Genomic DNA, 22,097 nt, shown 5'->3' on the forward strand with positions numbered 1-22,097 from the left:
CCAGTCATCAGGCGGCACGCGACGAAGATCCGCCGCCCTCTTCTGCGCCCAGTCGCTTCATGACCCGCGTCCCCAATGCCCGCAGCGTGTCGAACACACCGGTGCCCTGCGTGGCGTCCGCACCAAACTCCGGCACGCCGCGAAAGTTGAGGGCCGCCGACAGCTCGTCCACACTCGCGACCAGCGAAGCCGGCAGGTCCTGCTTGTTGTACTGCAGCACGATGGGTAGCGCGCGCGCATCCACGCCATGCTCGGCCAGATTGGCGTGCATGTCCTGAAGGCTCTCGATATTGTCGTCCCAGCGGCTGCGTTGGCTGTCGGCCACGAACACGATGCCGTCAGCGCCCTGCAGCACGAGCTGCCGGATGGCCTTGTAGTACGGCTGGCCGGGCACGGTGTACAGCTGGAAGCGCACGTGATACGCGCCCACGGTGCCCAGGTCCACCGGCAGGTAGTCGAAGAACAACGTCCGATCACGGCGCGTGGCCAGGGACGTGAGCGAGCCCACCTGCTCCGACGGCAGGGCGTCGTGCAGATACATGAGATTGGTGGTCTTGCCGGACCGACCCGGTCCGTAGTACACCAACTTGCAGGTGATCAGGCGCGTGGCGTGATCAACGATGGGCATGTGCGCCTTCCTCGGCTTCCGTCAACAGCAAGGCAAAACGAGACGCAACGGCAATCAACTCGCGCAAGCGGTCTGCCGCGTCCGACGATGTCGCAAACGGCAGCGCCTGCTGCCAGACCGCGAGGGCACCGGACAGATCACCGGCCCGTGCGCGGTCTGCGCCAAGCCGGAGCGCGTCCTCTTCAAGTGACGGTCCGGACGGCTGGGGCGCAACGACGGGCGCGGGCGTCATCAGTCCCGCCTGCAGCGGATCAAAAACGGTATCGAACGCCGCGTCGTCGTCCCCGCCCGAGGTCTCAGGAATCCACAGATCGCCTGGCGGCGCAATGGCCAGCTGCGCTGGCGGCGTGGGATTGCGGCGCGGGGCCACCTGGGCGTCGTGCAGCGTGAGCACCCCGGCCGCGATCAGGTCATGCACCATCTCCGCCACGTCCACCAGCGGGCGGCCGGTCGACGCGGCCAGGGCCACCAGATCCTGCGCGCCGTCAATGCGCGTGAGCAACTCCCACTGCGCGGGGGACAGGCGCAACAAGGGCAGTTGCTGCGTCTCGCCTTCCACGAAGGCGGGCACCACATGCGCATGCGGGACACGGGCGTCAATGCGCGACCAGACTTCCGCGCGCAGCGTGGCCTCCATGAGCAGCGGCTCGATGGGCAGCCGCAACACCGACGCGTGGCTCTCGTCTTCACCCGGTGCAAAGCGGAAGCTGCCGTCGCGCCACGCCAGCACGTCGAGCACCGCGTCTTCCACGGCGTGCGCATCCTCCTGGCGGCGGTGCGGATGCGCTGCGCGGTCGAGACCATGCACGGGTCCCACCACGGCGTCGATGATGAGGCCCTGACGAAAGACCACCTGGCCCCGCCGCCCCTGCAACGGGGCGTCCACGTGCAGGACGCCATGCTTGCGACCGAGCGCGAGCAATTGCAGCACTTCGGTGAGACTGAGATCGCGGAGCTGTCCTTCGAGCGCCATGCTGGCCTCAGCTCGCGCGCTGTGCGGACGACAGGGCCGCAGCCCGCGACAGCGCTTCCTGCGCCCGCGTGCTCCACGGCGCGGCGTCATCACGCGCCGCAAGGGCCTGCCAGCGGGTAAAGGCGTCGCGCCAGCGGGCCTGATCGGCCAGCAGCACCGCGTCAAACCACCAGGCCCCTGCCCGATCGGGCTCGTGACGCAGCAATCGATCCACCGCCACGCGGGCGTCGCTCATGCGTTCCTCGGCCACCAACACGTCGGTGAGCTGCTCCAGCGCGGCCAGGTCGGTCGGAACGCGCTGCAACTGCGCCACGAGCAGTCGACGCGACTCCTCCAGACGTCCGGCGTCGCGATGCACCAGCGCCAACTCACAGATGGCGTCACGCCAGGTTGGCGCCGTGGCCAGTGCGGCCACCAGCTCGAGACGCGCGGCCAGCAGGTCACCGCGTTCGCGCAGTACGCGCGCAATGGCCACGCGCGGTGTGGGGCGCGTGGGGTCGAGCGCCAACGCGCGGCGGTACGCGCCAAGGGCAATGGCGGCATCGCCCAAGCGCGAGGCCAGATCGCCCGCATAGTGCAGCAGCGCGGCGCTGTCGCAATCCTGGCCGAGCACGCGCAGCAGAGCCGCACGCGCAGCGCTGTCCGAGTGGCCCAGCAACGCCGCCGCCTGCAGTGTGAGCAGTTCGGCATCATGCGGCGCTGCGGGCAGGAGACGCTGCAGCAGCGGTAGCGCCTCCTCGGCGCGTCCGAGCAGACACAGGGTGCGCGCTTCGCCGCGCAAGGCGCGGTGCCGTGCGTGGCGCACCGCCTGCGCCACCGTGTCGTCGGCGGCGACCCCGGGCTGTGCGGCATCAGGATTGGCATCCGGATTGGCATCCGGATTGGCATCCGCATTGGTATCGGCCTCACCGCCCAACAGCAGCTCATGCGCCGAGCGATAGCGTTCCACGGCCTCACCATGCAAACCACGCTCCGCAAACGCGTCGGCCTGCTCGCACCAATCAATGGCGCGCGCGACCGGCGACTTGGGAGCGGCGTGCCGCGGTTGTTCGGGCAGCCAGTCCTCCACCTGCGAGGCATCAAAGGTCACGCCTTCCAGCGGGACACCGCTGCCAAGCGCGAGGAGGTCAAGCGGCCCCACCGCATCCGGGCACTCCAGCTGCAGCGCCACCGTCACGGCCAGACGCAGTGGACGACGCACACTCGCCAGGCCAAGCGCCCCCTCGGTTTCCCGCGCGGCGCCTTCATCATCACCAAGCGAGGCCAGCACCTCGGCCAGCACATAGCGCGCTTCCGCATGCGTCGGGCGATGTTCGATGGCCTGCACCAGAGCATCACGCGCGTCTTCGGGCCTTCCCACCTGTCGCAGCACGACGCCCAGCACATGCCAGGCCTCTGCCTCACGCGGATGAAACGCCACCACTTCACGCAGCAGCGTCAGTGCTTCGTAGGCCTCACCATGCAGCACCGCCCATCGCGCCAGATTGACGCGGGCCAGGACGAGCGTGGGGTCGAGCTCCGTGGCACGCAGCAGGGCTTCACGAGCTGCCTGCGCATCACCGCGGTCGGCCAGCGCCACGCCAAGGTTGTTGTAGGCCAAAGCGTGGCGCGGATCGAGACGCAGCGCGCGGCGATAGCTCTCGGCGGCGGCTTCCACGTTGCCACCCTGATGCAGCGCCACGCCGCGCTCGTTCCACAAGCGCGCCGATTCTGTACGCTCGAGCAGCTGGTCGTAGCGTTGCTGCGCTTCGGCCGACAGTCCGTCAAGCAAGTCCAGCTCGGCCAGCGCATGCTGCACCAGTTGCGCGTCCTCGCCCTGTTCGAGTGCGCGCTCGAATTCGCGACGGGCTTCTCGGAAATAGCCGCGCTGACGAAAGGCGAGGCCCAGACCATGCCGCGCCAGCGCGCCATCGCCCTCCACCTGCATGACCGCCTGCATCACCGGCTCCTGCGACGAGCCGTCGAGCAGCAGATCACCCTGCACGGTTTCGAGTCGTGGATCGAGCCGGGCGGCCGTACGTGCGGCCATCAGGGCCGCCTCATGCCGACCCATGTCCCCGAGCACGAATCCACGCAACAGGTGCGCCTCTGCATGCTCAGCGGACTCAGTCAACAGCTCATCGAGCACGTGCAGCGCCTGTTCGTTCTGGCCCCGCTGATACAACACTTCGGCCAGATGGAGGCGGGCGTCACCGACGGCCTGCGCATTCACCGCGCGCTCAAACCAGCGCTGCGCGCGCCGCAAATCACCGACGCGCTGCTCGATCAGTCCGCGCTCGAACAGGGCGGCCGCGTCGTCCGGATCTTCGGCAATCAGCGCGTCGAGTTCGCGGGTGGCCTCTTCCACACGGCCAATGAGACGCAGCAGCCGCGCGTGTTCACGCAGTGCGTCCCGATCGTCCGGATCGGTTGCCACGCGGGCCGTGAGCGCCTCGAGTCGCGCATCGCAGGCCCCGGGCTGACGCGCGGCCACCTCCAGATTGCGCGACGCCGTGCGCATGCGCGGGTCGATGGCCAAGGCGCGCAGAAAGGCCTCCACGGACTCCGCATGCAGGCCGCGCGTGTGGTAAAGGACGCCCAGATTGTTGAACGCGCCCGGATCGTTGGGATCGACCCGGGACATCATGCCGCGCAACACGTCCAGGTCGCGGCCGGATCCGGCTGCTGGTGACATCGGCGCGAGGGCGGCCGGTCAGGCCAGACGCAGTGCGCGCAGCAGGACCTGCAGCGAGGCCGGGTCGGGCAGCAGCAGGAAGAAGCCCCGCAGCGTCTGGTTGTTGTCCCGCACCACGAACTCACTCTCCACGCAGAGAATGGCGTCCGGGTCCGCGCTGAACTCGCCAAACGCGCTGGTGAGGACCGCTACCGACATGTCGACGACCAGCGTGGGCGGCGAAGGCAGCAGCAGCATGCCAAGGAAATCACTGAGCGCGTTCATGTACGCACCACTCAGGATATTGCCGGTTTCCTTGATGGCCGAGGTCTCGAGTTCGCTGAAGGCCACGGACGAGCCAATGGGTCGGCGCAGCATGAGTTCCGCGAGGCGCAGCACGGTGGGCTTGGGAAACACCAGCAGCGTGCGACCGGTGAGATCGCCGAGCATGTGCATGAGCACCGCGGCCACGGGTTCCTCGTCCGGCGCAAATTGCGCCGGCAGTTCTTCCACACTGGCCACACTGATGGCCGGCACCTTGATCATGATGGTGCTGCCCGTCATTTGCGACAATGCGGTGGCCGCATGGCCCGCCCCGATGTTGGCGGTCTCGCGCAACGCATCGAGTTGGATGTTCTTGAGCGACTGAATTGCGGCCATCGGGGCACCACCCTCACTTCACACGTCGGAGATCAGCCGGATCGGGGCCAATGGCGTGCCGGACTTCACACCACCCCCGTCACATCAACGATCAAGGCAGGGCTCCCGTCACCAAGCACCGTGGCCCCGCTGAACCAGGGGGCCGCCCCGCGCACCCGCTCCAGCGGCTTGACCACGATGTCCTGCTGGGCCAGCAGCGCATCCACCAGCAACGCCGCCCGACGTCCGCCCCACTCGGCCACCACCACATGTCGCTCCGAATCCGGGGTGCCTGCGCGCTCGCCCTCCGCCCGCTGCAGCCCGAACACCTCCTCCAGGGCCACCAGCGGAATGCGTTCGTCCCGCAGCGAAATGGCCTGGGCTCCCGGCGCCGCCAGTTCGTCGTGCCAGACCAGTGCTTCTTCCACCTGGGCCGCGGGCAGCGCAAAGGTCTCTCCGGCCACCTGCACCAGCAGGGCGCGGGTGATGGCCAACGAGGCCGGCAGGCGCATGGTGATGAGCGTGCCCACGCCGGCAATCGTTTCGAGCTCCAACTGCCCGCCCAGCGCCCGCACGCGCGTGTTGACGACGTCGACACCCACCCCACGTCCCGAAACGCGCGATACGTTGCTCGCAGTGGAGAAACCCGGATGCGCGATGAGTTCCAGCAGCGCGTCATCATCGAGTGGCGCGGCACCGGGCGCCGCCTGCGCCGCGTCGAGCAGCCCAAGCGCCTGCGCGCGTCGCCGCACGGCCTCCCGATCGATGCCTCGACCATCGTCCTGCACCTGCACCACCACCGTCGCGCGGTCACGCGCGGCGCGCACGATCAACTCGCCGGACGCCGGCTTGCCTGCGGCCACCCGCGTGGTGTTGTCTTCGAGCCCATGATCGATGGCGTTGCGCAGGAGATGCAGCAAGGGATCGACGAGGGCATCGAGCAGTGAGCGATCCACCGCCAGGTCCCGGCCCTCCATCACAAAGCGCACGTCCTTGCCCAGATCGCGCGCCATGTCGCGCACCACACGCGGAAAGCGATCGAACACCTGCGCCATGGGCAGCAGACGAGCCTGCAGCACCTCGTCCTGCAACACCGACACGAGCCGCGCGGTATCACGTGCCGCACGCTGGGTTTCGCGGTCGGGATGCTCACTCGCTTCCACGGCGCGCAGCAACCGGTCGCGCGTGATGACCAGCTCCCCCACAAGATCGAGCAGTGAATCGAGCCGACGCGCATCCACACGCACAAACGCCGACGGGCCATCGAGCGCGAGGCCCGTGCTGTCCCCCCGTGCGCCGTCGCCGGACAGACCGCCCGCTGCGAGGTCGGCCGCGCGCGCGCTGGTGTCCGCAACCGGAACAGTGGCTGCACGCGCCGCCGCCGGCTGGCGTACCGTCACCTGGGCAACATCACCCGCCGAATGCACCGCCTTCGCGATGTTGTCATCGTCAGCGCCCGTGATGAGCATGACGCGAAACTGTCCGTCGAACTGCTCACTCGTCCACTGCGCCTGCTCGGGATACGTGCTGCGTACCAGACCCACCTGCTGCAGACGCGAAAGCACGAGCAGAGCGCGCACCCCCTTCAGCGGGCAATCCGCCGTGAGGCGCACATCGACGTGACGCAGGTTCGTGTGCTGCGGCGTCTCTTCGTCGGCTCGGCCCCATGTCTCCGTGGCGTTGCTCTCCAGGGCACCGCTGCCAGCACGGGCCATCGGAAAGAGATCGGCGGCTTCTCCATCACCATTCGTGTCAGCCTGCGGGTGCCGACGCGGCTGGCCCAGAGAGGCGTCGAGTCGCGCCATCAGCTGCGCGGCGCGTTGTGACGTGTCGGCCTCGCCGGACGACCTGCCCGGCAGTTCTGCAGTACTGTCCGTGGCGTCGGCAATGGCCTGACGCAGCAGCGCGGTTCCGTCAAAGAGCAGTTCAAGCACCGTCGACGACAGGGCTTCGCTTCCCTCGCGCAGTGGCTCACAGCGACTCTCGAGCGCGTGCGCGAGCTGCTCGACGAGTTCGTGTCCCATGGCGCCCGCCATGCCCTTGATCGAATGCATGGCGCGGAACACCGCAGCCAGCGGGGCATCCACAGTCGCGGCATCGACGGCACCACGCGCGCCAAGGCGCTGCTCGAGATCGAGCAGCGCCTCGTCTATCTCCGCGAGATGTTCCCGCGATTCCGCCGCGAACAGCGCGGCATACCGCGCAGCATCCACGGCGCGTTGATCAGGCCGCGAGGACGCGATTCACCGCTTCCAGCACCCGACTGGGCTGAAACGGCTTGACCACAAAATCCTTGGCGCCGGCCTGAATGGCTTCCACCACCAGCGCCTGCTGTCCCATCGCGCTGCACATGAGAATGCGCGCGGCCGGATCATGCTTCGTGATTTCCCGCACGGCATCGATGCCGCCCATGTCCGGCATGACAATGTCCATGGTGACGAGGTCGGGGCGGAGGTGCTTGTACTTCTCCACCGCCTGCACGCCGGTCTCCGCTTCCCCGACAATCTGGAAGCCCGCCTGCGTGAGAATGTCTCCCACCATCGTGCGCATGAAAATCGCGTCGTCGCAGATGAGTACCGTGCGGCTCACCGTTCCCTCTCCTCGGCTGAATGCAGATGCCGCGCGCACCAGGCCACGGCGTCGAACGGCTGAATGGCGCGCGGGTGATCGGCGTTGTCCGCCTCCACCTCCGACACACCGTCCACGCTGTCCACGGCAATCCCGATCGGCCGGGTGCCATACGCGAGCAGGACGATTGAACCGGCCGAGACGGCACGGGGACCGGCAGATGCGGCGGCCACATCCATGCCGTCTGTGTGACAGCCGGCGTCCAGGACGGTGACGATGGCCCCGCGCACATTCACGATGCCGGCGTGCACCGGCGGCGTCCCCGGCACGCGGCGAAGGCCCTGCGCCCGCAAGACTTCGCGCACCTGCGCGATGGGAATGCCGCGCCGGATCCCGCTCACACGCACCACCAACCACTCCGGACGTGTTTCGTCATCCGAGTGGTCGTGAGGCAGTTCAGCCGGTCTGGCCGTCCTGGAGTTGGTAGAAGCCGAAGACATCGAGCGGGTCGTGAGTGGACGCGAGCTCCGGCATGCCGCTCAACACCGCCAGCGACTGGCGGAGATCGGGCGGAAGGGGCGAGCGCAAGTCGACCACCTCACCCGAGACCGGATGCACGAAGCGCAACCAGGCAGCATGCAGGAAATGACGCCGTGGCGGCAGGGCGGCCAGCTTGCGCCCGCCGCCTCCGCCGTAGGTGTCATCACCGATCACCGGATGCCCCACACTCGCCAGATGCACACGAATCTGATGCGTGCGTCCCGAGTGCAGGTGCGCACGCAGCAGGTCCACACTGTCGAAGCGGGCCAGCCGCACAAAGTCGGTGCGTGCCGCCTTGCCCCCTTGGACGATTGCCATGCGCGTTCGGTCTCGCGGATCGCGCGCCAGCGGCTGGTCCACCGTCAGGGTGTCCGCATGCAGGTGCCCCCAACACACGGCCACGTAGCGACGGGTGACGCGACGGGCCGCCAGCGCCGAACTGAGTACGCGGTGCGACGCGTCGGTCTTGGCCACCACGAGAAGGCCCGAGGTGTCCTTGTCGAGACGGTGCACGAGGCCCGCCCGATCTTCGCCGCCGCCCTCGGCCAGCGGCTCACCGCGGCCCATGAGCGCATTCACCAGCGTGCCGGTCCAGTTGCCCGGCGCCGGATGCACCACCATGCCGGCGGGCTTGTCCACCACCAACAGGTGATCATCCTCAAATACGATGTCGAGCGGGATCTGCTCCGGCACGATGTCACGGCCCGGAGGGGGCGGCACGGTGACTTCCACGCGGTCACCCACCTCACCGCGGTACGACGCCTTCTCGTGCCGCCCATTCACCACGACGTGATCCGTCGCAATGAGCGTGGCCGCCTGCGTGCGCGAGAGATCCCCATGCCGCGCCACCAGCAGGTCGAGTCGCTCGCCCGCCTGCTCCACCACAAACGCGAATCGACGCGCGAGCGCTTGTGCGGCTGAACCCGTCGGCGAATCAGGACTGGCCATGGCCAGCGTCACCGGCTTCAGCGGACGGCGACGGTGCACTCCCCCGTTCGGCGATGCCCTGCGGCCCCACGCCTTGCGGCCCCACGCCTTGCTGCCCCACGTCCTGCTGCGCGATGTCCTGTTGCCACAGCGCAATCACCAGACAGACAGCGCCGATGGTCACACAGGTGTCGGCCACATTGAAGGTCCAGAAGCGCACCGTGCCGACGCCGATGTCGATGAAGTCCACGACGCCCTCACGCAGTCGCACACGATCGAGCAGGTTGCCGATTGCTCCACCCACCACCACCGGTACACCAAACGCCGCCAGCCGCGACATGCGTGTGAGGTCGGCCGTGGCACGCAGCAGCACCACGACGATCACCACACTCAAGACCGCAAAAATCCAGCGCGAGCCGGGACCGAGGTGCATGCCGAAGGCAGCCCCCGGATTGTAGGCCAGCGTGAAGCGCACCACATCGCCGATAATGCGGTGCGGCATGTGCCGTGGCACCAGATGCTCGACGGCCAGCGCCTTGGTGACGAAGTCCGCCGCCACACAGACAGCCACGATGAGCCAGAAGCGCAGCGTGGTCGATGCCACGGGCGCGTCGTTCAACACCGCCGACGCGGCGGCAGCACGGGGATTCGGCTTCACGACGCGCCCGTCGTCGACGATGAAGCCTTTTGCTCGGCTTGCTGCTGCGCCTGCAGCGCTTCGGCCCGACGTTCTTCCTGCCACAGCACCCAGGCCAGCAGAATCGCGCCGGTGCTCACGGCCATGTCGGCCACATTGAACGTGGGCCAGCGATGCGCGCCAACGCCGACGTCAATGAAATCCACCACGCCCAACTCCGAGCGCATGCGATCGATGACGTTGCCCACCGCGCCCGACGCCACCAGGGCGACGGCCAGCACCTTGGGCACCTCGTCGTCCGTGGCGCTGCGATACAGGCGCCACAGCACGAACAGCGCCACCACCGTGAGCGCCATGAACAGCCAGCGCGAATACGGCCCGAGATGCAGTCCGAACGCGGCACCCGGATTGTACACCAGCGCAAAGCGCACCCAGTCCCCGATAACGGGACGGGCCGCGCCGGCAGTGACCATCGTTGCGACGGCCACCGCCTTCGTGATGAAGTCGACGATGACGACGACGAGGAAGACGGGTACCGCGATGATCGCCTTCACGTCAGCTCTTCTTCGAGTCTTCCTCGCGCTGCTTGCAGGCGATGCAATAGCGCGCGTTCGGCAGCGCATCGAGGCGCTCGAACGCGATGTCTTCGCCACACTGGTGGCACTTGCCGAAGGTCTCCGGCGCCTTGTACAGCCGCCGCAGCGCCTGATCGATGTGCCACAGGAAGCGCCCTTCCTTTGACGCAAACAGGAAGGCCTTCTCGCGCTCCATCGCGTCGGTGCCCTGGTCGGCCATATGGAAGGAGTACGCGCTGCTGTCGCCCTCGGAGGCCTCGCCGTTGGGGCCCAGCGTATCGCTGTGATGGCCGAGTTCCTTGAGTACACGCTTGCGCTCTTCGAGCAGCCGCTTCTCGAAATACTGCAGCTGCTTCTTGGGCATCGGCTTCGACTTCTTCGCGTCCTTGGCGGGCGCGGCTTTCGACTCGGCCATCACGACCCTTCCTTGGTAAGCGCCAGACGCACCGTCCGTCCATCGACGTCGGCCGACTGCAGCGCGGTCCACATGCCGCCGTTCCCCTCGGTCGGGAACGGTGTTCCTGCTTCCTCGCCAAGCAGCAATCGCGCGGCAAGGACCTCACCAGCGATATGCGTCCGATGAGACGCCACCGCCGCCAGCACGTCGTCGTCTCCACCCACCGCGAGCGCGATGCGGTCGCTGACCTCGAGCCCGCTTTCCTTGCGGAGTCGCTGCACACGACTGATCACTTCCCGCGCCAAACCTTCGGCCCGAAGCTCCGGGGTGATGGTCGGATCGAGCGCCACCCCGTAACCCTGGTGCTCCTGCACCACGGCCGCGCCGGAGGCGCGCCGGATGATGGCGACGTCGTCCGGCGCAATCAAGCGCTGGACGCCGTCCACCTCGATGGTTACGTCCTGCCCCGCCGCCAACTGCCGCAGCAGGTCGGCCGCCATGGTGCCCACCGCCGCCGCCACTGCCGGCGTTTCCTTCCCGAACTTCTTGCCCAGCGTCCGGAAGTTCGCCTTGGCCTCCAGCGACACCAGGTTGTCGGTGGACGTGACAAACTCCACCCGCTTCACGTTGAGCTCGGCCGCCAGCAACTCACCCAGGGTGGCGGTCAGATCCACGGCGCCCGGCACCACGCACTGCATGGACGGCAGCGGTTGCCGCACCTTCACGTCCGCGACGTCGCGCGCGGCGTGCCCGAGACCGGCCAGCGTCCGGATGTCGTCCATGGCCGCCTCGAGCGCTGCGTCCACCGGCGTCGGGGTCTCCCGCGTGTACGACGCAAGATGCACGGAAGTTCCGGTCAGGGCCCGGTGCACCGCATCGGTCATGAACGGAGCAAACGGGGCCAGCAGACGGCAGGTGACCGACAGCACCTCGTGCAATGTCGCAAAGGCCGCGCGGTTGTCATCGGTGGACACGTCGTAGAAGCGGGCGCGGCTCTGCCGCACGTACCACTTGGAGACGTCGTCGTCCATGAACTGCATGACACGACGCGCGGCCGCCGTAGCGTCGTACGCCGTCAGCGCCGCATCCACGTCCTGCTCCACGCGCGTAAGACGCGAGAGGATCCAGCGATCCAGCGCCGGCCGATCCGCCACCGCCGGATCGGCCGCGCTGGGCTGCCAGCCGAAGTTGGCGTACTGCGCGAAGATGCCGTTGTACACATTGCGGAACGTGAGCAGGAAACGCCCCGCGGTTTCGCGAATGGCGTTCTCGTCGAAGCGTCGCGGCACCCACACCTGACTCGATGCCACCAGGAACAGCCGCACGGCGTCCGCGCCGTGGCGCTCCAGCACCTCCCACGGATTGACCACGTTGCCGCGCGACTTGGACATCTTCTGCCCCTGCGCGTCCAGCACGAGGTCGTTCACCACCACACTCCGATACGGCGCGGCCTGTCCATCGGTGTTGTTGGGCAGCGCATCACCCAGACCCGTGGCAATGGCCAGCAGCGAGTAGAACCAGCCGCGTGTCTGGTCGACGCCTTCGGCGATGAAGTCCGCCGGATACTGCGCGGCCACCATGTCCTGGTTCTCGAACGGATAGTGCCACTGCGCAAAGGGCATCGAACCCGAATCGAACCAGGTGTCGATGACCTCCGGCACACGGCGCATGGTGCCCGTGCCGCTCTTCGCGGGCCAGGTGTACTGGTCGATGTGCGGCTTGTGCGGATCAAAATCCTCGGGCAGCGCGCGGCCAATGCGTTCGGCCAGCTCGGCATGGCTGCCGATGACTTCGATTTCCGACGGATCGGCGTCATTGATCCACACCGGCAGCGGCGTGCCCCAGTAGCGATCACGCGAGATGGCCCAATCCACGTTGTTGGACAGCCACTCGCCAAAACGCCCTGAACCGATCTCGGCCGGATTCCAGTTCACCGCCGCGTTGCGTGAGAGCAGTCCGTCGCGGCGCGCCGTGGTGCGCACGAACCACGAGCCGCGCGCGTAATACAGCAATGGCGTGCCGCAGCGCCAGCAATGCGGATACGCGTGCACGAAGGTGCCGGCCTTCCACAGTACGTCACGCTGCTTGAGCACCTCGAGAATGCGCGCGTCCGCCTTCTTGACGAACACGCCGCCCACCTCGGGGACCTCGGCATTGAACTCGCCGCGCGCGTTGACGGGCTGCACGAACGCGAGCCCATGTCGTTGACCGGCGGCATAGTCGTCGGCGCCGAACGCCGGCGCCATGTGTACCACGCCCGAGCCATCATCGGCAGACACAAAGTCTTCGCCGACGATGATCTCGTGCTGGCCCTCATCGGGATACGGCACCCAATCCAGCGGACGGCGATAGCGACGGCCCACCAGCTCACGCCCCGCCATGGTGCCCACGACGTCCCAGCGGTCCGCCCAATCCGCGCCCAGCACACCGGGTACGCGCGCTTCCGCCAGCACGATCGTCCACTCGGCGCCGGTCTTCTTGCGCAGCTCCGCATACGTGAGGTCGTTGTTCACGGCCAACGCCGTGTTCGACACCAGCGTCCACGGCGTGGTGGTCCACACGATGATGCGGCGGCGCATGGCCGGCGCACTGCCGTCGGCGTCGAGCAGGTCGAGCGCCACGTACACGCTCGGATCTTCGACGTCTTCGTATCCCTGCGCCACCTCATGACTGGACAGCGCCGTGCCGCAACGCGCGCAGTATGGCAGAATCTTGTGACCGCGCGCCAGCAGATTCTTGTCGTACAACGTGCGCAGCGCCCACCACACCGACTCCACGAAGTCGTGCGAGTAGGTCACATACGGACGCTCATAGTCCAGCCAATACGCGGTGCGATGCGAAAGCTTCTCCCACTCGCCGCGATACTTCCACACGCTTTCACGGCAGCGGCGATTGAACTCCGCCACCCCCACCTGCTCGATGAGCTGCTTGCCGCCCAGCTTCGCAATCTCCGACGGATCGACGCCACGCCGCGCAGCCTCCTCACGCTGCAGCTCCTTCTCCACCTCGATTTCCACCGGCAGGCCGTGGGTATCCCAGCCCGCCTTGCGCGGCACATAGTAGCCCTGCATGGCGCGGTGCCGGCAGAACAGGTCCTTGACCGTGCGTGCGAACACGTGGTGAATGCCCGGACGACCGTTGGCCGTCGGCGGCCCCTCGAAGAACACAAACGGCTTCGCGCCGGCGCGGGCCGCCTGGCTCTGCTCGAACAGATGCTCGGCATCCCAGGTGTCCAGCAGCCCACGCTCGAGGGCATCTGCAGCGGTGTCAGGTAGCAGCGGATACAGCGTCACGTCGGAATCGGAAAGAAGCGAGAGAAGTGGGGCGTCTCGGACGCCGGCTCAACCGGAGGCATGTGCGCGCTCACAAACGCGCGAGCACGCCCTGCACCACCGCCGACAGCTTGGGCTCGGCGGCGCGCGCCACGCTGATGATCTGCGACACGTCGGCCGGCTCGAGGGCGTCAGGCAGGCACTGGTCGGTGATGATGGACAAACCCAGCACCTTCATGCCGCCATGCACGGCCACGATGACTTCCGGCACGGTGCTCATGCCCACCACATCGGCGCCGATGCCGCGCAAAAAACGATACTCGGCGCGCGTCTCGAGATTGGGGCCCTGCACCGCCACGTACACGCCCTCGCGCAGTGGCACGCCCTGCGCCGCGGCCACCTCGCGCGCCAACTGACGCAAGCCCGTGTCATACGGCGCCGACATGTCCGGAAAGCGCGGTCCGAGCGTGTCGTCGTTGGGCCCGATCAGCGGGTTGTCACCCAGCAGATTGATGTGATCGGCGATGAGCATGAGATCGCCAGGCGCCCACAGAGGATGCATGCCACCGCAGGCATTGCTCACGATGAGGGTTTGTGCCCCAAGCGCCCGCAGCACACGCACCGGAAAGGTGACCTGCTGCAACGTGTAGCCTTCGTAGCGATGGAAGCGCCCCTGCATGGCCACCACCGTCTTGCCACCCAACGTGCCACAGAGCAGACGGCCCTTGTGCGACTCTACAGTGCTCAGCGGAAAGTTGGGCAGCTCGTGGTATTCGATGACCTGCTCCACCGCCATCTCTTCGGCCAGCCGGCCAAGACCGGTACCGAGAATGATGGCGGCATCCACGGGCTTCGCAAAACGCTGACGCACGGCCTGTGCACAGGCCTCGATGCGCTCACGCGCGTGAAGTCCCAGCGCAGGATGCGCGAGGCCAACCGCCTGATGCGCCTGCGTGTACTGCAACTGCGGCCGCGACGACGGCACGGGCGTTCCACTCACGATTCTTCTTCCTCCACCACGGCGTCGAGCCACGAGGGTGTGGGCGCCATCGGACGCGGCGGCATCTCGCGGATATCGCGCGCCACCGGCGGCTCGCCCAGACCGGTGTTCATGGCTGTGAGCGTGCGCGGCGTGGGAAACTCCGGCAAGGCCTCGTTTTCGGCGGCGTTGAGTTCCGACAACTGCCGCTCGAGCTGATTGCGCAACTGCGACAGAAACGTGCGACGCGTGCGCAGGATCTGTTGCAGGTCGTCCTGTGCGCGTCGCATCTCCTCGCGCACGGCGGCCAGTTGGCGCTCTGCTTCCTGTTGTGCCTCGCGCACGATGAGCTGCGCTTCGCGCTCGGCCTGTTCCCGGATCTCGCCACGCAACTGCTGTGCACTCACCAGCGCCTCATTGAGGGCCTTCTCGCGATCGCGAAACGCCTTGAGTTGCTCGTGAAAATTGCGCGCCTTGGTGTCGAGATCCTGATTCTGTCGCGCCAGGCGCTCGAGTTCCTCGGCCACCTGTTCGCGAAACTGGTCCACACGCGCGCGATCATAGCCACGCAGCGCGTTGCCGAAGTCGTAGCGACGCGCATCGAGCGCGGTGAGGTGGAAGCCCTGGAAACTGTCGTCGGTCATGAACGATCCGTGGTGCGTCAGGTTCGCGCGTCTATGCGTCTGTACCGATCAGCCGCGATGGCCGAACAGCATGGTGCCGAGGCGCACATGTGTGGCCCCTTCTTCCACCGCGATCTCGAAGTCGCCCGACATGCCCATGCTCAGCACGGGCGCCTCATGGCCGCGGCGGCGCAATTCTTCGCGGGCTTCGCGCGCGCCCGCAAACACCGCGCGCAGCGTGCGCTCCTCGGCGTCGAACGGCGCCATGGTCATGACGCCACGCACACGCAGATTGGGCAGCGCATGCAGCCGGTCGGCGAGTGCCGGCAAGGCGGCGGGCTCATACCCACCCTTGCTGGCTTCGCCACTCACGTTGACCTGCACCAGCACGTCCAACACCGCCTCACGGCGACGCATCTCCTCCTGCAGGGCGTTGGCCAGACGATCGCGATCGAGGCTGTGCAGGAGATGAAAACGATGCACGTGCCCGGCCTTGTTGGTTTGCAGGTGACCAATCAGATGCCAGCGGACCGGCACTGTGACCGCGTCCATCTTGCGCTCGGCTTCCTGCACCCGGTTCTCGCCCACGTCCATCACGCCGGCCGCATACGCCGCCTCGACGGCCTCTGGGCCGTGCGTCTTGGTGACGGCCACCAGGGTCACGTCCTGTCCATGCCCACCACGCGCGCGGGCCGCGGCGATGCGCTCACGCGCCTCCGCCACGGCTTCCCGAACAACGGTGACATGGTCGGAAATTGGCATAGCACATAAGGTTAGGCGTCTCAGCAGCCCGACACAAGTAAGTCCGGCGGGGGCTCCGCGAGACAGCGCAGCAGCCGCTGCACCGCGCGGGCGGCCGGGTCGGCGCCCGCCGGCAAGGCCTGCAGCGACGAGCGTGGCAATTGGGCAGCGGCGCGGCGCCAGCGCGTGGCATCGATCGCAACGCCGGCCGCCGTGTCAGGCGCCCACACCAGGCCTTCCCAGCGCCACCCCATGTCGGGTGCCACACGCTCGCGGTCACCCGCGCTCAGCATGGTACTCACGCGCACGACACGCTGACGGCCTTCCGCGCGGTGGTGCACCATCTGCAGCGCCGGGGCCAGTCCGGGCCAGGTGTGCACCATAGCCGAGTCCAGCAGGCCGCGTGCGGCCAGCGCTTCGCGGTACCACGAGGCGCCCAGCAAAGGCACCGTCACTACGGTCACATCTGGGCGGTGGTCCTCGACCATTTGCAGGTACCACAGCGGAAAGGTGTCGTTGTCACCGGCCGTGAGCAGCACGCCATTGGTGGGGACCGCGTCCAGTAACAGCCTCGCGTAGGTGCGAGGCAAGGTGGCCACGGGCTCGCGCGCGCGATCGGCCACACTGCGGTTGGCGACGAGCGGGACAAGGGCGAATGACAGGGGCAGCAAGGCCAGCGGCCGCGGCAGTCGGCGCGCGAGCGCTCCCGAGAGACTGGCCAAACCCACACCAGCCAAGAGCCCCCAGGCCCAGAACGCCAACGCAAAGAAGTAATCGCGTTCCCGCGCCTCATGCAGCGCGCCATCCGGCAACACCCCGACACCGAAACTGGGCCCCGCGCGCAGGTTGAGCCACGCGACTACCCCCAGCGACGCGCTGAGCAGCAGGACGAGCATGCCTCGACCAACACGCGCATCGCTGCGCCAGACGGCGCGCAGCCCGAGTGCGGCCAACCACGGCCAGGCCAGCGTGAGCAGCGTGCGCGGCCAAGCCGCCGTCGGATACGGGTGCAGTCCGAAGGCCACCTGCCAGTCGGCCCACTGCCCGAGGTTGCCCAGTTGCAGCCACCACGGAGCCCGCCGCGGCAACAGCCCCGCGACTTCGTACTGGTCGCGTTGCAGCACGCTCCAGAGGGCGCGCCACGTTTCCGGATTGCCGGAGTCGAGCGGCGGATTGTGCAACGAGCGCAGCGGCAGCACCAGCACGGCCGACGCGCCCAGCAGCAGCAACGCGCCCCACAACACCACCGTGTTGCGCGACGGGCGCGCGCCGCCGTAGGCCAGCGCCACCGCCGCCGGCAACGCCACCAGAGCGCTCAGGTGGAGCGGCAGCGCAAGGCCCGCAAGAAAAGCCAGCAGCGCCCGGCCGCGCTCACTCGTGAGCACATCGCCCGTGGCGGACGCGCGACCACTCAGCTCCCCGGCCACGAGCATGGCCACGGCAAGCAACAGCGCGGCGGCATACACCTCGGCCTCGGTGGCCTGGCTCCACACGGTGTACATGGTACCGGCCGTCACCGCCGACACCACGCCGGCCCGCGCACCGGACCACCGCGATACCAGCCACGCCCCCAAGCCGCCCGCCAGCGCCGCGCACCAGACGGCCAACACCGTCACCATGCGAGCCGGTGACGTTCCCGAAAACAGCAGCGTGGCCAGCTTGCCCAACACAATCCACAGCGGCGTGCCGGGCGGATGCGGAATGCCCAGCACATGTGCAGCCGCCGTAAACTCCGACGCGTCCCAGAAGGTCAGATCGGGCGCGGCCGTGGACAGATAGGTCGCAAAAAGCACCATCGTCGCCACGACAGTGGCGACGATGGTGGGAGACAGCGGAACAACGAGTCGGGGACGCGCCAAGCGAATCAGGCCGGCGCCACCTCAGGGCCGCCGAGGAGCGGCGGCGTGACCGGTCGCGGCGACGACACCGGCGCGGCGGCCAACGGGGCCGGCGCCGACGGCACGTCGGGACCGGTGCGCGGCGGCAGGGCCTTGCCTTCCTTGAGCAACAGAATGTCGTCGCGCGTCAGCGTTTCGCGCTCGAGCAGCGCATACGCCACCGCGTCGAGCAGCGTGCGATACTCGGTGAGCACCGTCACCGCGCGCTGGTGCGCTTCGGTGGCCACGCGCTTCACTTCGCCGTCCACCAGCTGCGCCGTCTGCTCCGACACTTCACGACGCGACTGGATTTCGCGACCGAGGAAGAGCTCCTGCTCGTTGTCACCCACGAGGATCGGGCCGATGGTGTCGGACAATCCCCACTGCGTGACATAGCGCCGCGCGATGTTGGTGGCCTGCTGGATGTCGCTGGCCGCACCGGTCGTGACGCGGTTGTGGCCGAACACGATCTCTTCGGCCGCGCGGCCGCCGTACGCCATGACCAGACGCGCTTCGAGCTGCTCACGCGTCACACTCACGCGGTCGTCCTCCGGCAGCGTGAAGGCAATGCCCAGTGCCCGACCACGCGGCACGATGGTGACCTTGTGCAGCGGATCGTTGCCCTTCACCATCATCGCGCAGACCGCATGCCCGGCTTCGTGGAAGGCGGTGAGTCGACGCTCCTCCTCCTTCATCACCAGCGACTTGCGCTCGGCGCCCAGCATGACACGATCCTTGGCTTCCTCGAGATCGCTCATGTAGATCTTCTCGTGATTCTTGCGCGCCGCGAGCAGCGCGCCTTCGTTCACGAGATTGGCCAGGTCGGCACCCGCCATGCCCGGCGTGCCGCGCGCGATGGCCGTGACGCTCACGTCGTCGGCAATGGGCTTGTTGCGCAGGTGCACCTTGAGGATGCCCTCGCGGCCTCGCAGGTCCGGCGCATCCACCACGATCTGCCGGTCGAAACGGCCGGGACGCAGCAGGGCCGGATCGAGCACGTCCGGACGATTGGTCGCCGCAATCAGGATGACGCCGTCGTTGGACTCGAAGCCGTCCATCTCGACCAGCAACTGGTTGAGCGTCTGCTCGCGCTCATCGTGTCCGCCACCGAGCCCGGCGCCACGATGACGACCCACGGCGTCGATTTCGTCGATGNNATGAAGATGATGCAGGGCGCGTGCGCCTTGCCCTGCTCGAACAAGTCGCGTACCCGCGAGGCGCCGACACCCACGAACATTTCGACGAAGTCGGAACCCGACATGCTGAAGAACGGACGGCCGGCCTCACCAGCCACCGCCTTGGCCAGCAGCGTCTTGCCCGTACCCGGCGGACCCACCAGCAGCGCGCCCTTGGGCAGACGGCCACCCAGACGCGTGAACTTCTGCGGATCCTTCAGGAACTCGATGATTTCCTGCAGTTCAACCTTGGCTTCATCCGCACCGGCCACGTCGGCAAAGGTGACCTTGGGCGTGTCGCCGCTGAGCAGCTTGGCCTTGCTCTTGCCGAACGAGAACGCCTTGTTGCCGCCCGACTGCATCTGACGGAACAGGAAGATCCAGAAGCCGATCAGGAGCAGGTACGGCAGCATGGTGATGAGCAGGCTGCCGAAGTTCGCGCGCGGCTCGGCCGCCGCCGTCTTCACGCCGGCCTTGTACAGGTCTTCCTGCTCCTTGGGCGCACTGCCGTTGACCAGACGCACCGTGAAGCGCGTGGTGGGACGATTCCCCACCCGCACTTCCTGGTTGAACTGGCCGTTGAGCACGTTCTCGGTGAAGGTGGCCGTCTTGATGTTGCCGGCGGCCAACTGCTGCCGATACGCGGAATAGTCGATCTCGGCGCTCTGCGGCTCACGGCCATTGCCGTAGGACAGCAGCGCCACCGGGATGAGAATCACCAGGATCCAGAACGAGAGCGTCTTGGAGAAACGTCCCCAGTTCGTGGGCTTCTTGGGAGTGGGCGTCATGTTTGGTGCCATGAGGTATCCGCCTTACTGCAGGCTGGCGACGTACGGCAGGTGCCGAAAGTTTTCGGCATGATCGAGGCCGTAGCCCACCAGGAATTCGTGTGGCGCGTCGAACCCGACGAACCGCGTGGGATGCTGCAACTCCGTGGCGATGTGCTTGTGCAACAGCGCACAGATTTCGAGCGACCGCGGGTTCCGTGCCTGTAACAAGTCGATGAGTCGACTGAGCGTTCGCCCGGAATCCACGATGTCCTCCACCAGCAGAATGTGCTTACCCTCCAATTCCGTTTCCGGGTCGTACAGCAACCGCACCACGCCGCTGGATTCCATGGCGTCGCCGTAGGAACTGGCCACGAGGAAATCCACCTGCAGGGGGCGATTGATGTGTCGCACCAGATCGCTGAGGAAAATGAAGCTGCCCTTGAGCAACCCGAGCACGAGCAAGTCGCCGTCCGGATAGGCGGCCGTGATGTCGGCACCCAACTCGGCCACGCGGGCCTGGATGGCGGCGGCATCGTACACCACCCGCTTCACCGCCCGACCACTCAGCCGCGGATCGGCGTCACCGGAAGCCGGGTGTCCCGGATGCGAAGACTCAGTCGAACTCACGCTCACAACGATACCAGATCAGGTCCGACCGACCGGGTCGGGACGGCGCCGCTAGGCCGCGGCAGACTCCAGGGACCCACACGACCTCGTCATGCAACAGCAGCACCGGCCAGCCTGGCCGATCGAGGACGGGAATCCGCAACTCCGAAAAGTACCGCGTCACACGCCGTCCCGCTGGTGCTCCCGCCGTGCGGATGCGGTCGCCTTGCTCCCACCGTCGGACGACGACCGGCGCCGCGGCCGGTAAACCGACACACCAGGCGTCGCTGGCCAGCGGCTCAACACCCAGACGGCGGAAGCGCCACCGCCCGAACCGGAGCGGCAGCGCCTCACTCAGCCCCGTCCAGATGGACGGCGCACTCACCCGGCGCTCGGGACGCCGCACTTCGAACACCTCGCCGCGTCCCTCGCGGCGGCGCATGATGCTCGCCCCGCCCGCGACGGTGATGTGCGCCCCCACACGCCGGTTTGTGGTAAACCGCACGGCCGAGCGGGTTCCGGCGGCGTCGAGCGTAATGCCCACCCGTGCGCAGAGTGCCGGCCACAGCACCCCCCGCCCGGCGTCCGATGTAGCCTCGAGGACCGACACCGGCACCACCAGCCGTTGACCGTTGGCCTGAATCTGCAGGCCCGTCTCGTCCACCAGACGCTCGACGTCGCGGCGCCATTGGGCGGCCCGCTCCCCCACCGTGAGCATCGCATCACCAAAACCTGGCGCCACCCGCTCGAGCGCCGGCAGCAACTCGTGTCGCACCCGTCCACGCAGGAACTGCAGCGACTCATTCATGGGATCATCGAGAAAGGGAATCCCCTCGCTCGCCACCCAGCGTTTGAGCTCCGCCCGCGACACGCCCAGCCAGGGTCGCACGACACGCGACGGCGCTGCCAGCGCCGCCAGCCCACGCGCGCCACTGCCGCGCAGGGCGCGCATGACAATGGTTTCGAGCTGATCATCGCGCGTGTGTGCGGTGGCCACGCGCGCCTTGAAGCCGCGCGCCACCCGTCGCAGAAAACTCCATCGCGCATCACGCCACGCGGCCTCGGTGGCTCCCGGCACCCGTGCCCGCTCGCGCACCACCGTCACCCCGAGGCGACGGGCCTGCGCCGCCACGACCGACGCGGCCTCCGTGGCCCAGTCGCCCGTGGCATGATCGAACGTGGCCACCGCCGCCAGTCGCTCCGGCGCCCAGCGCACCATGGCATGCAGCAGCGCCATGGAATCGCTGCCGCCGGACACCGCCAGCACCCAGGGCTCGGTTGTCGCATCCAGCGCCACCGACAATGCGGCCCGGAGCAGGTCGCCCGGGGCAATCGGTTCCAAGTCTGGCAGCGGCAGCTCCGCCTCGTCCTGCCGGGCGACGTCGCCGCGCGGTGTGTGCACGCTGGCCTCCATGTCTCGCACACTCGCCACGGAACTCCGCCCAGTCAACCGCTGGCCACCACACGCAGGCACCGGGGACATAGGGCCTACCCTTGAACGCGCTTCGCGTTTACTC

General features: G+C 67.7%; 18 protein-coding genes and 1 pseudogene. All 19 read right to left on the reverse strand.

What is annotated here, in order from left to right; translation table 11 throughout:
• Positions 1 to 7: 7 nt before the first annotated feature.
• The 19 genes and pseudogenes from B2747_RS05405 to tilS all read right to left on the reverse strand — a co-directional run bounded on the left by B2747_RS05405 (position 8) and on the right by tilS (position 21,982).
• Positions 8 to 628 (reverse strand): GTP-binding protein, encoded by a 621-nt coding sequence (locus B2747_RS05405; protein ID WP_291157568.1) that lies wholly within the window; start codon positions 626 to 628, stop codon positions 8 to 10.
• Complete coding sequence (locus B2747_RS05410) at positions 615 to 1,601, reverse strand: DUF4388 domain-containing protein (protein ID WP_291157570.1); 987 nt, start codon at positions 1,599 to 1,601, stop codon at positions 615 to 617. Before B2747_RS05410 ends, B2747_RS05405 begins: the two co-directional genes overlap by 14 nt.
• Positions 1,602 to 1,608: 7 nt before the next feature.
• Positions 1,609 to 4,275, reverse strand: coding sequence for a tetratricopeptide repeat protein (locus B2747_RS05415; RefSeq protein WP_291157572.1), 2,667 nt, complete (start codon positions 4,273 to 4,275; stop codon positions 1,609 to 1,611).
• An 18-nt stretch (positions 4,276 to 4,293) separates the two neighbouring features.
• Positions 4,294 to 4,914, reverse strand: a complete 621-nt coding sequence (locus tag B2747_RS05420; protein ID WP_291157574.1) for a chemotaxis protein CheC — start codon at positions 4,912 to 4,914, stop codon at positions 4,294 to 4,296.
• Between the two features lie 65 nt (positions 4,915 to 4,979).
• Positions 4,980 to 7,106: a chemotaxis protein CheA gene (locus tag B2747_RS05425; RefSeq protein WP_291157576.1), complete on the reverse strand. Its 2,127-nt coding sequence runs from the start codon at positions 7,104 to 7,106 to the stop codon at positions 4,980 to 4,982.
• 10 nt (positions 7,107 to 7,116) lie between these two features.
• Positions 7,117 to 7,482 carry a response regulator gene (locus B2747_RS05430; protein ID WP_291157579.1) on the reverse strand — a complete coding sequence of 122 codons (366 nt, stop codon included), beginning with the start codon at positions 7,480 to 7,482 and terminating at the stop codon, positions 7,117 to 7,119.
• A complete protein-coding gene (locus tag B2747_RS05435) occupies positions 7,479 to 7,961 on the reverse strand; it encodes a chemotaxis protein CheW (protein ID WP_291157582.1) in 483 nt (160 codons plus the stop codon). The genes B2747_RS05430 and B2747_RS05435 overlap by 4 nt, the downstream gene beginning before the upstream one ends.
• Positions 7,918 to 8,949, reverse strand: a complete 1,032-nt coding sequence (locus B2747_RS05440; protein WP_291157585.1) for an RluA family pseudouridine synthase — start codon at positions 8,947 to 8,949, stop codon at positions 7,918 to 7,920. The genes B2747_RS05435 and B2747_RS05440 overlap by 44 nt, the downstream gene beginning before the upstream one ends.
• Entirely contained in the window at positions 8,936 to 9,586 is a 651-nt protein-coding gene (gene lspA / locus B2747_RS05445) for a signal peptidase II (protein ID WP_291157588.1), read from the reverse strand. The genes B2747_RS05440 and lspA (B2747_RS05445) overlap by 14 nt, the downstream gene beginning before the upstream one ends.
• The gene (gene lspA / locus B2747_RS05450) at positions 9,583 to 10,119 is read right to left on the reverse strand and encodes a signal peptidase II (RefSeq protein WP_291157591.1); all 537 of its coding nucleotides are present in this window, start codon (positions 10,117 to 10,119) and stop codon (positions 9,583 to 9,585) included. The genes lspA (B2747_RS05445) and lspA (B2747_RS05450) overlap by 4 nt, the downstream gene beginning before the upstream one ends.
• Position 10,120: 1 nt before the next feature.
• Positions 10,121 to 10,555: a TraR/DksA family transcriptional regulator gene (locus B2747_RS05455; RefSeq protein ID WP_291157593.1), complete on the reverse strand. Its 435-nt coding sequence runs from the start codon at positions 10,553 to 10,555 to the stop codon at positions 10,121 to 10,123.
• Entirely contained in the window at positions 10,555 to 13,830 is a 3,276-nt protein-coding gene (gene ileS / locus B2747_RS05460) for an isoleucine--tRNA ligase (RefSeq protein ID WP_291157596.1), read from the reverse strand. The genes B2747_RS05455 and ileS overlap by 1 nt, the downstream gene beginning before the upstream one ends.
• A 70-nt stretch (positions 13,831 to 13,900) precedes the next feature.
• Entirely contained in the window at positions 13,901 to 14,725 is an 825-nt protein-coding gene (locus tag B2747_RS05465; RefSeq protein WP_414652180.1) for a purine-nucleoside phosphorylase, read from the reverse strand.
• Positions 14,726 to 14,805: 80 nt separating this feature from the next.
• Entirely contained in the window at positions 14,806 to 15,432 is a 627-nt protein-coding gene (locus B2747_RS05470) for a DivIVA domain-containing protein (protein ID WP_291157601.1), read from the reverse strand.
• Between the two features lie 48 nt (positions 15,433 to 15,480).
• Positions 15,481 to 16,173: a YggS family pyridoxal phosphate-dependent enzyme gene (locus tag B2747_RS05475; RefSeq protein WP_291157604.1), complete on the reverse strand. Its 693-nt coding sequence runs from the start codon at positions 16,171 to 16,173 to the stop codon at positions 15,481 to 15,483.
• Between the two features lie 20 nt (positions 16,174 to 16,193).
• Positions 16,194 to 18,011 (reverse strand): protein O-mannosyl-transferase family, encoded by a 1,818-nt coding sequence (locus B2747_RS05480; RefSeq protein WP_291157607.1) that lies wholly within the window; start codon positions 18,009 to 18,011, stop codon positions 16,194 to 16,196.
• A gap of 5 nt (positions 18,012 to 18,016) precedes the next feature.
• Positions 18,017 to 19,992, reverse strand: a pseudogene (gene ftsH, locus B2747_RS20130) (ATP-dependent zinc metalloprotease FtsH).
• Between the two features lie 24 nt (positions 19,993 to 20,016).
• Entirely contained in the window at positions 20,017 to 20,601 is a 585-nt protein-coding gene (gene hpt, locus B2747_RS05495; protein WP_291157615.1) for a hypoxanthine phosphoribosyltransferase, read from the reverse strand.
• Positions 20,588 to 21,982: a tRNA lysidine(34) synthetase TilS gene (gene tilS / locus B2747_RS05500; RefSeq protein ID WP_291157617.1), complete on the reverse strand. Its 1,395-nt coding sequence runs from the start codon at positions 21,980 to 21,982 to the stop codon at positions 20,588 to 20,590. The genes hpt and tilS overlap by 14 nt, the downstream gene beginning before the upstream one ends.
• Between the last annotated feature and the right edge of the window lie 115 nt (positions 21,983 to 22,097).

Source organism: Gemmatimonas sp. UBA7669, from assembly GCF_002483225.1.
Taxonomy (GTDB): Bacteria; Gemmatimonadota; Gemmatimonadetes; order Gemmatimonadales; family Gemmatimonadaceae; genus Gemmatimonas.

Bases quoted from the DNA above. Each gene is read 5' to 3' on its own strand.
- B2747_RS05405 (WP_291157568.1), bottom strand. From the start codon at position 628: ATGCCCATCGTTGATCACGCCACGCGCCTGATCACCTGCAAGTTGGTG.
- B2747_RS05410 (WP_291157570.1), bottom strand. From the start codon at position 1,601: ATGGCGCTCGAAGGACAGCTCCGCGATCTCAGTCTCACCGAAGTGCTG.
- B2747_RS05415 (WP_291157572.1), bottom strand. From the start codon at position 4,275: ATGTCACCAGCAGCCGGATCCGGCCGCGACCTGGACGTGTTGCGCGGC.
- B2747_RS05420 (WP_291157574.1), bottom strand. From the start codon at position 4,914: ATGGCCGCAATTCAGTCGCTCAAGAACATCCAACTCGATGCGTTGCGC.
- B2747_RS05435 (WP_291157582.1), bottom strand. From the start codon at position 7,961: ATGTCTTCGGCTTCTACCAACTCCAGGACGGCCAGACCGGCTGAACTG.
- B2747_RS05440 (WP_291157585.1), bottom strand. From the start codon at position 8,949: ATGGCCAGTCCTGATTCGCCGACGGGTTCAGCCGCACAAGCGCTCGCG.
- B2747_RS05455 (WP_291157593.1), bottom strand. From the start codon at position 10,555: ATGGCCGAGTCGAAAGCCGCGCCCGCCAAGGACGCGAAGAAGTCGAAG.
- B2747_RS05470 (WP_291157601.1), bottom strand. From the start codon at position 15,432: ATGACCGACGACAGTTTCCAGGGCTTCCACCTCACCGCGCTCGATGCG.
- B2747_RS05475 (WP_291157604.1), bottom strand. From the start codon at position 16,173: ATGCCAATTTCCGACCATGTCACCGTTGTTCGGGAAGCCGTGGCGGAG.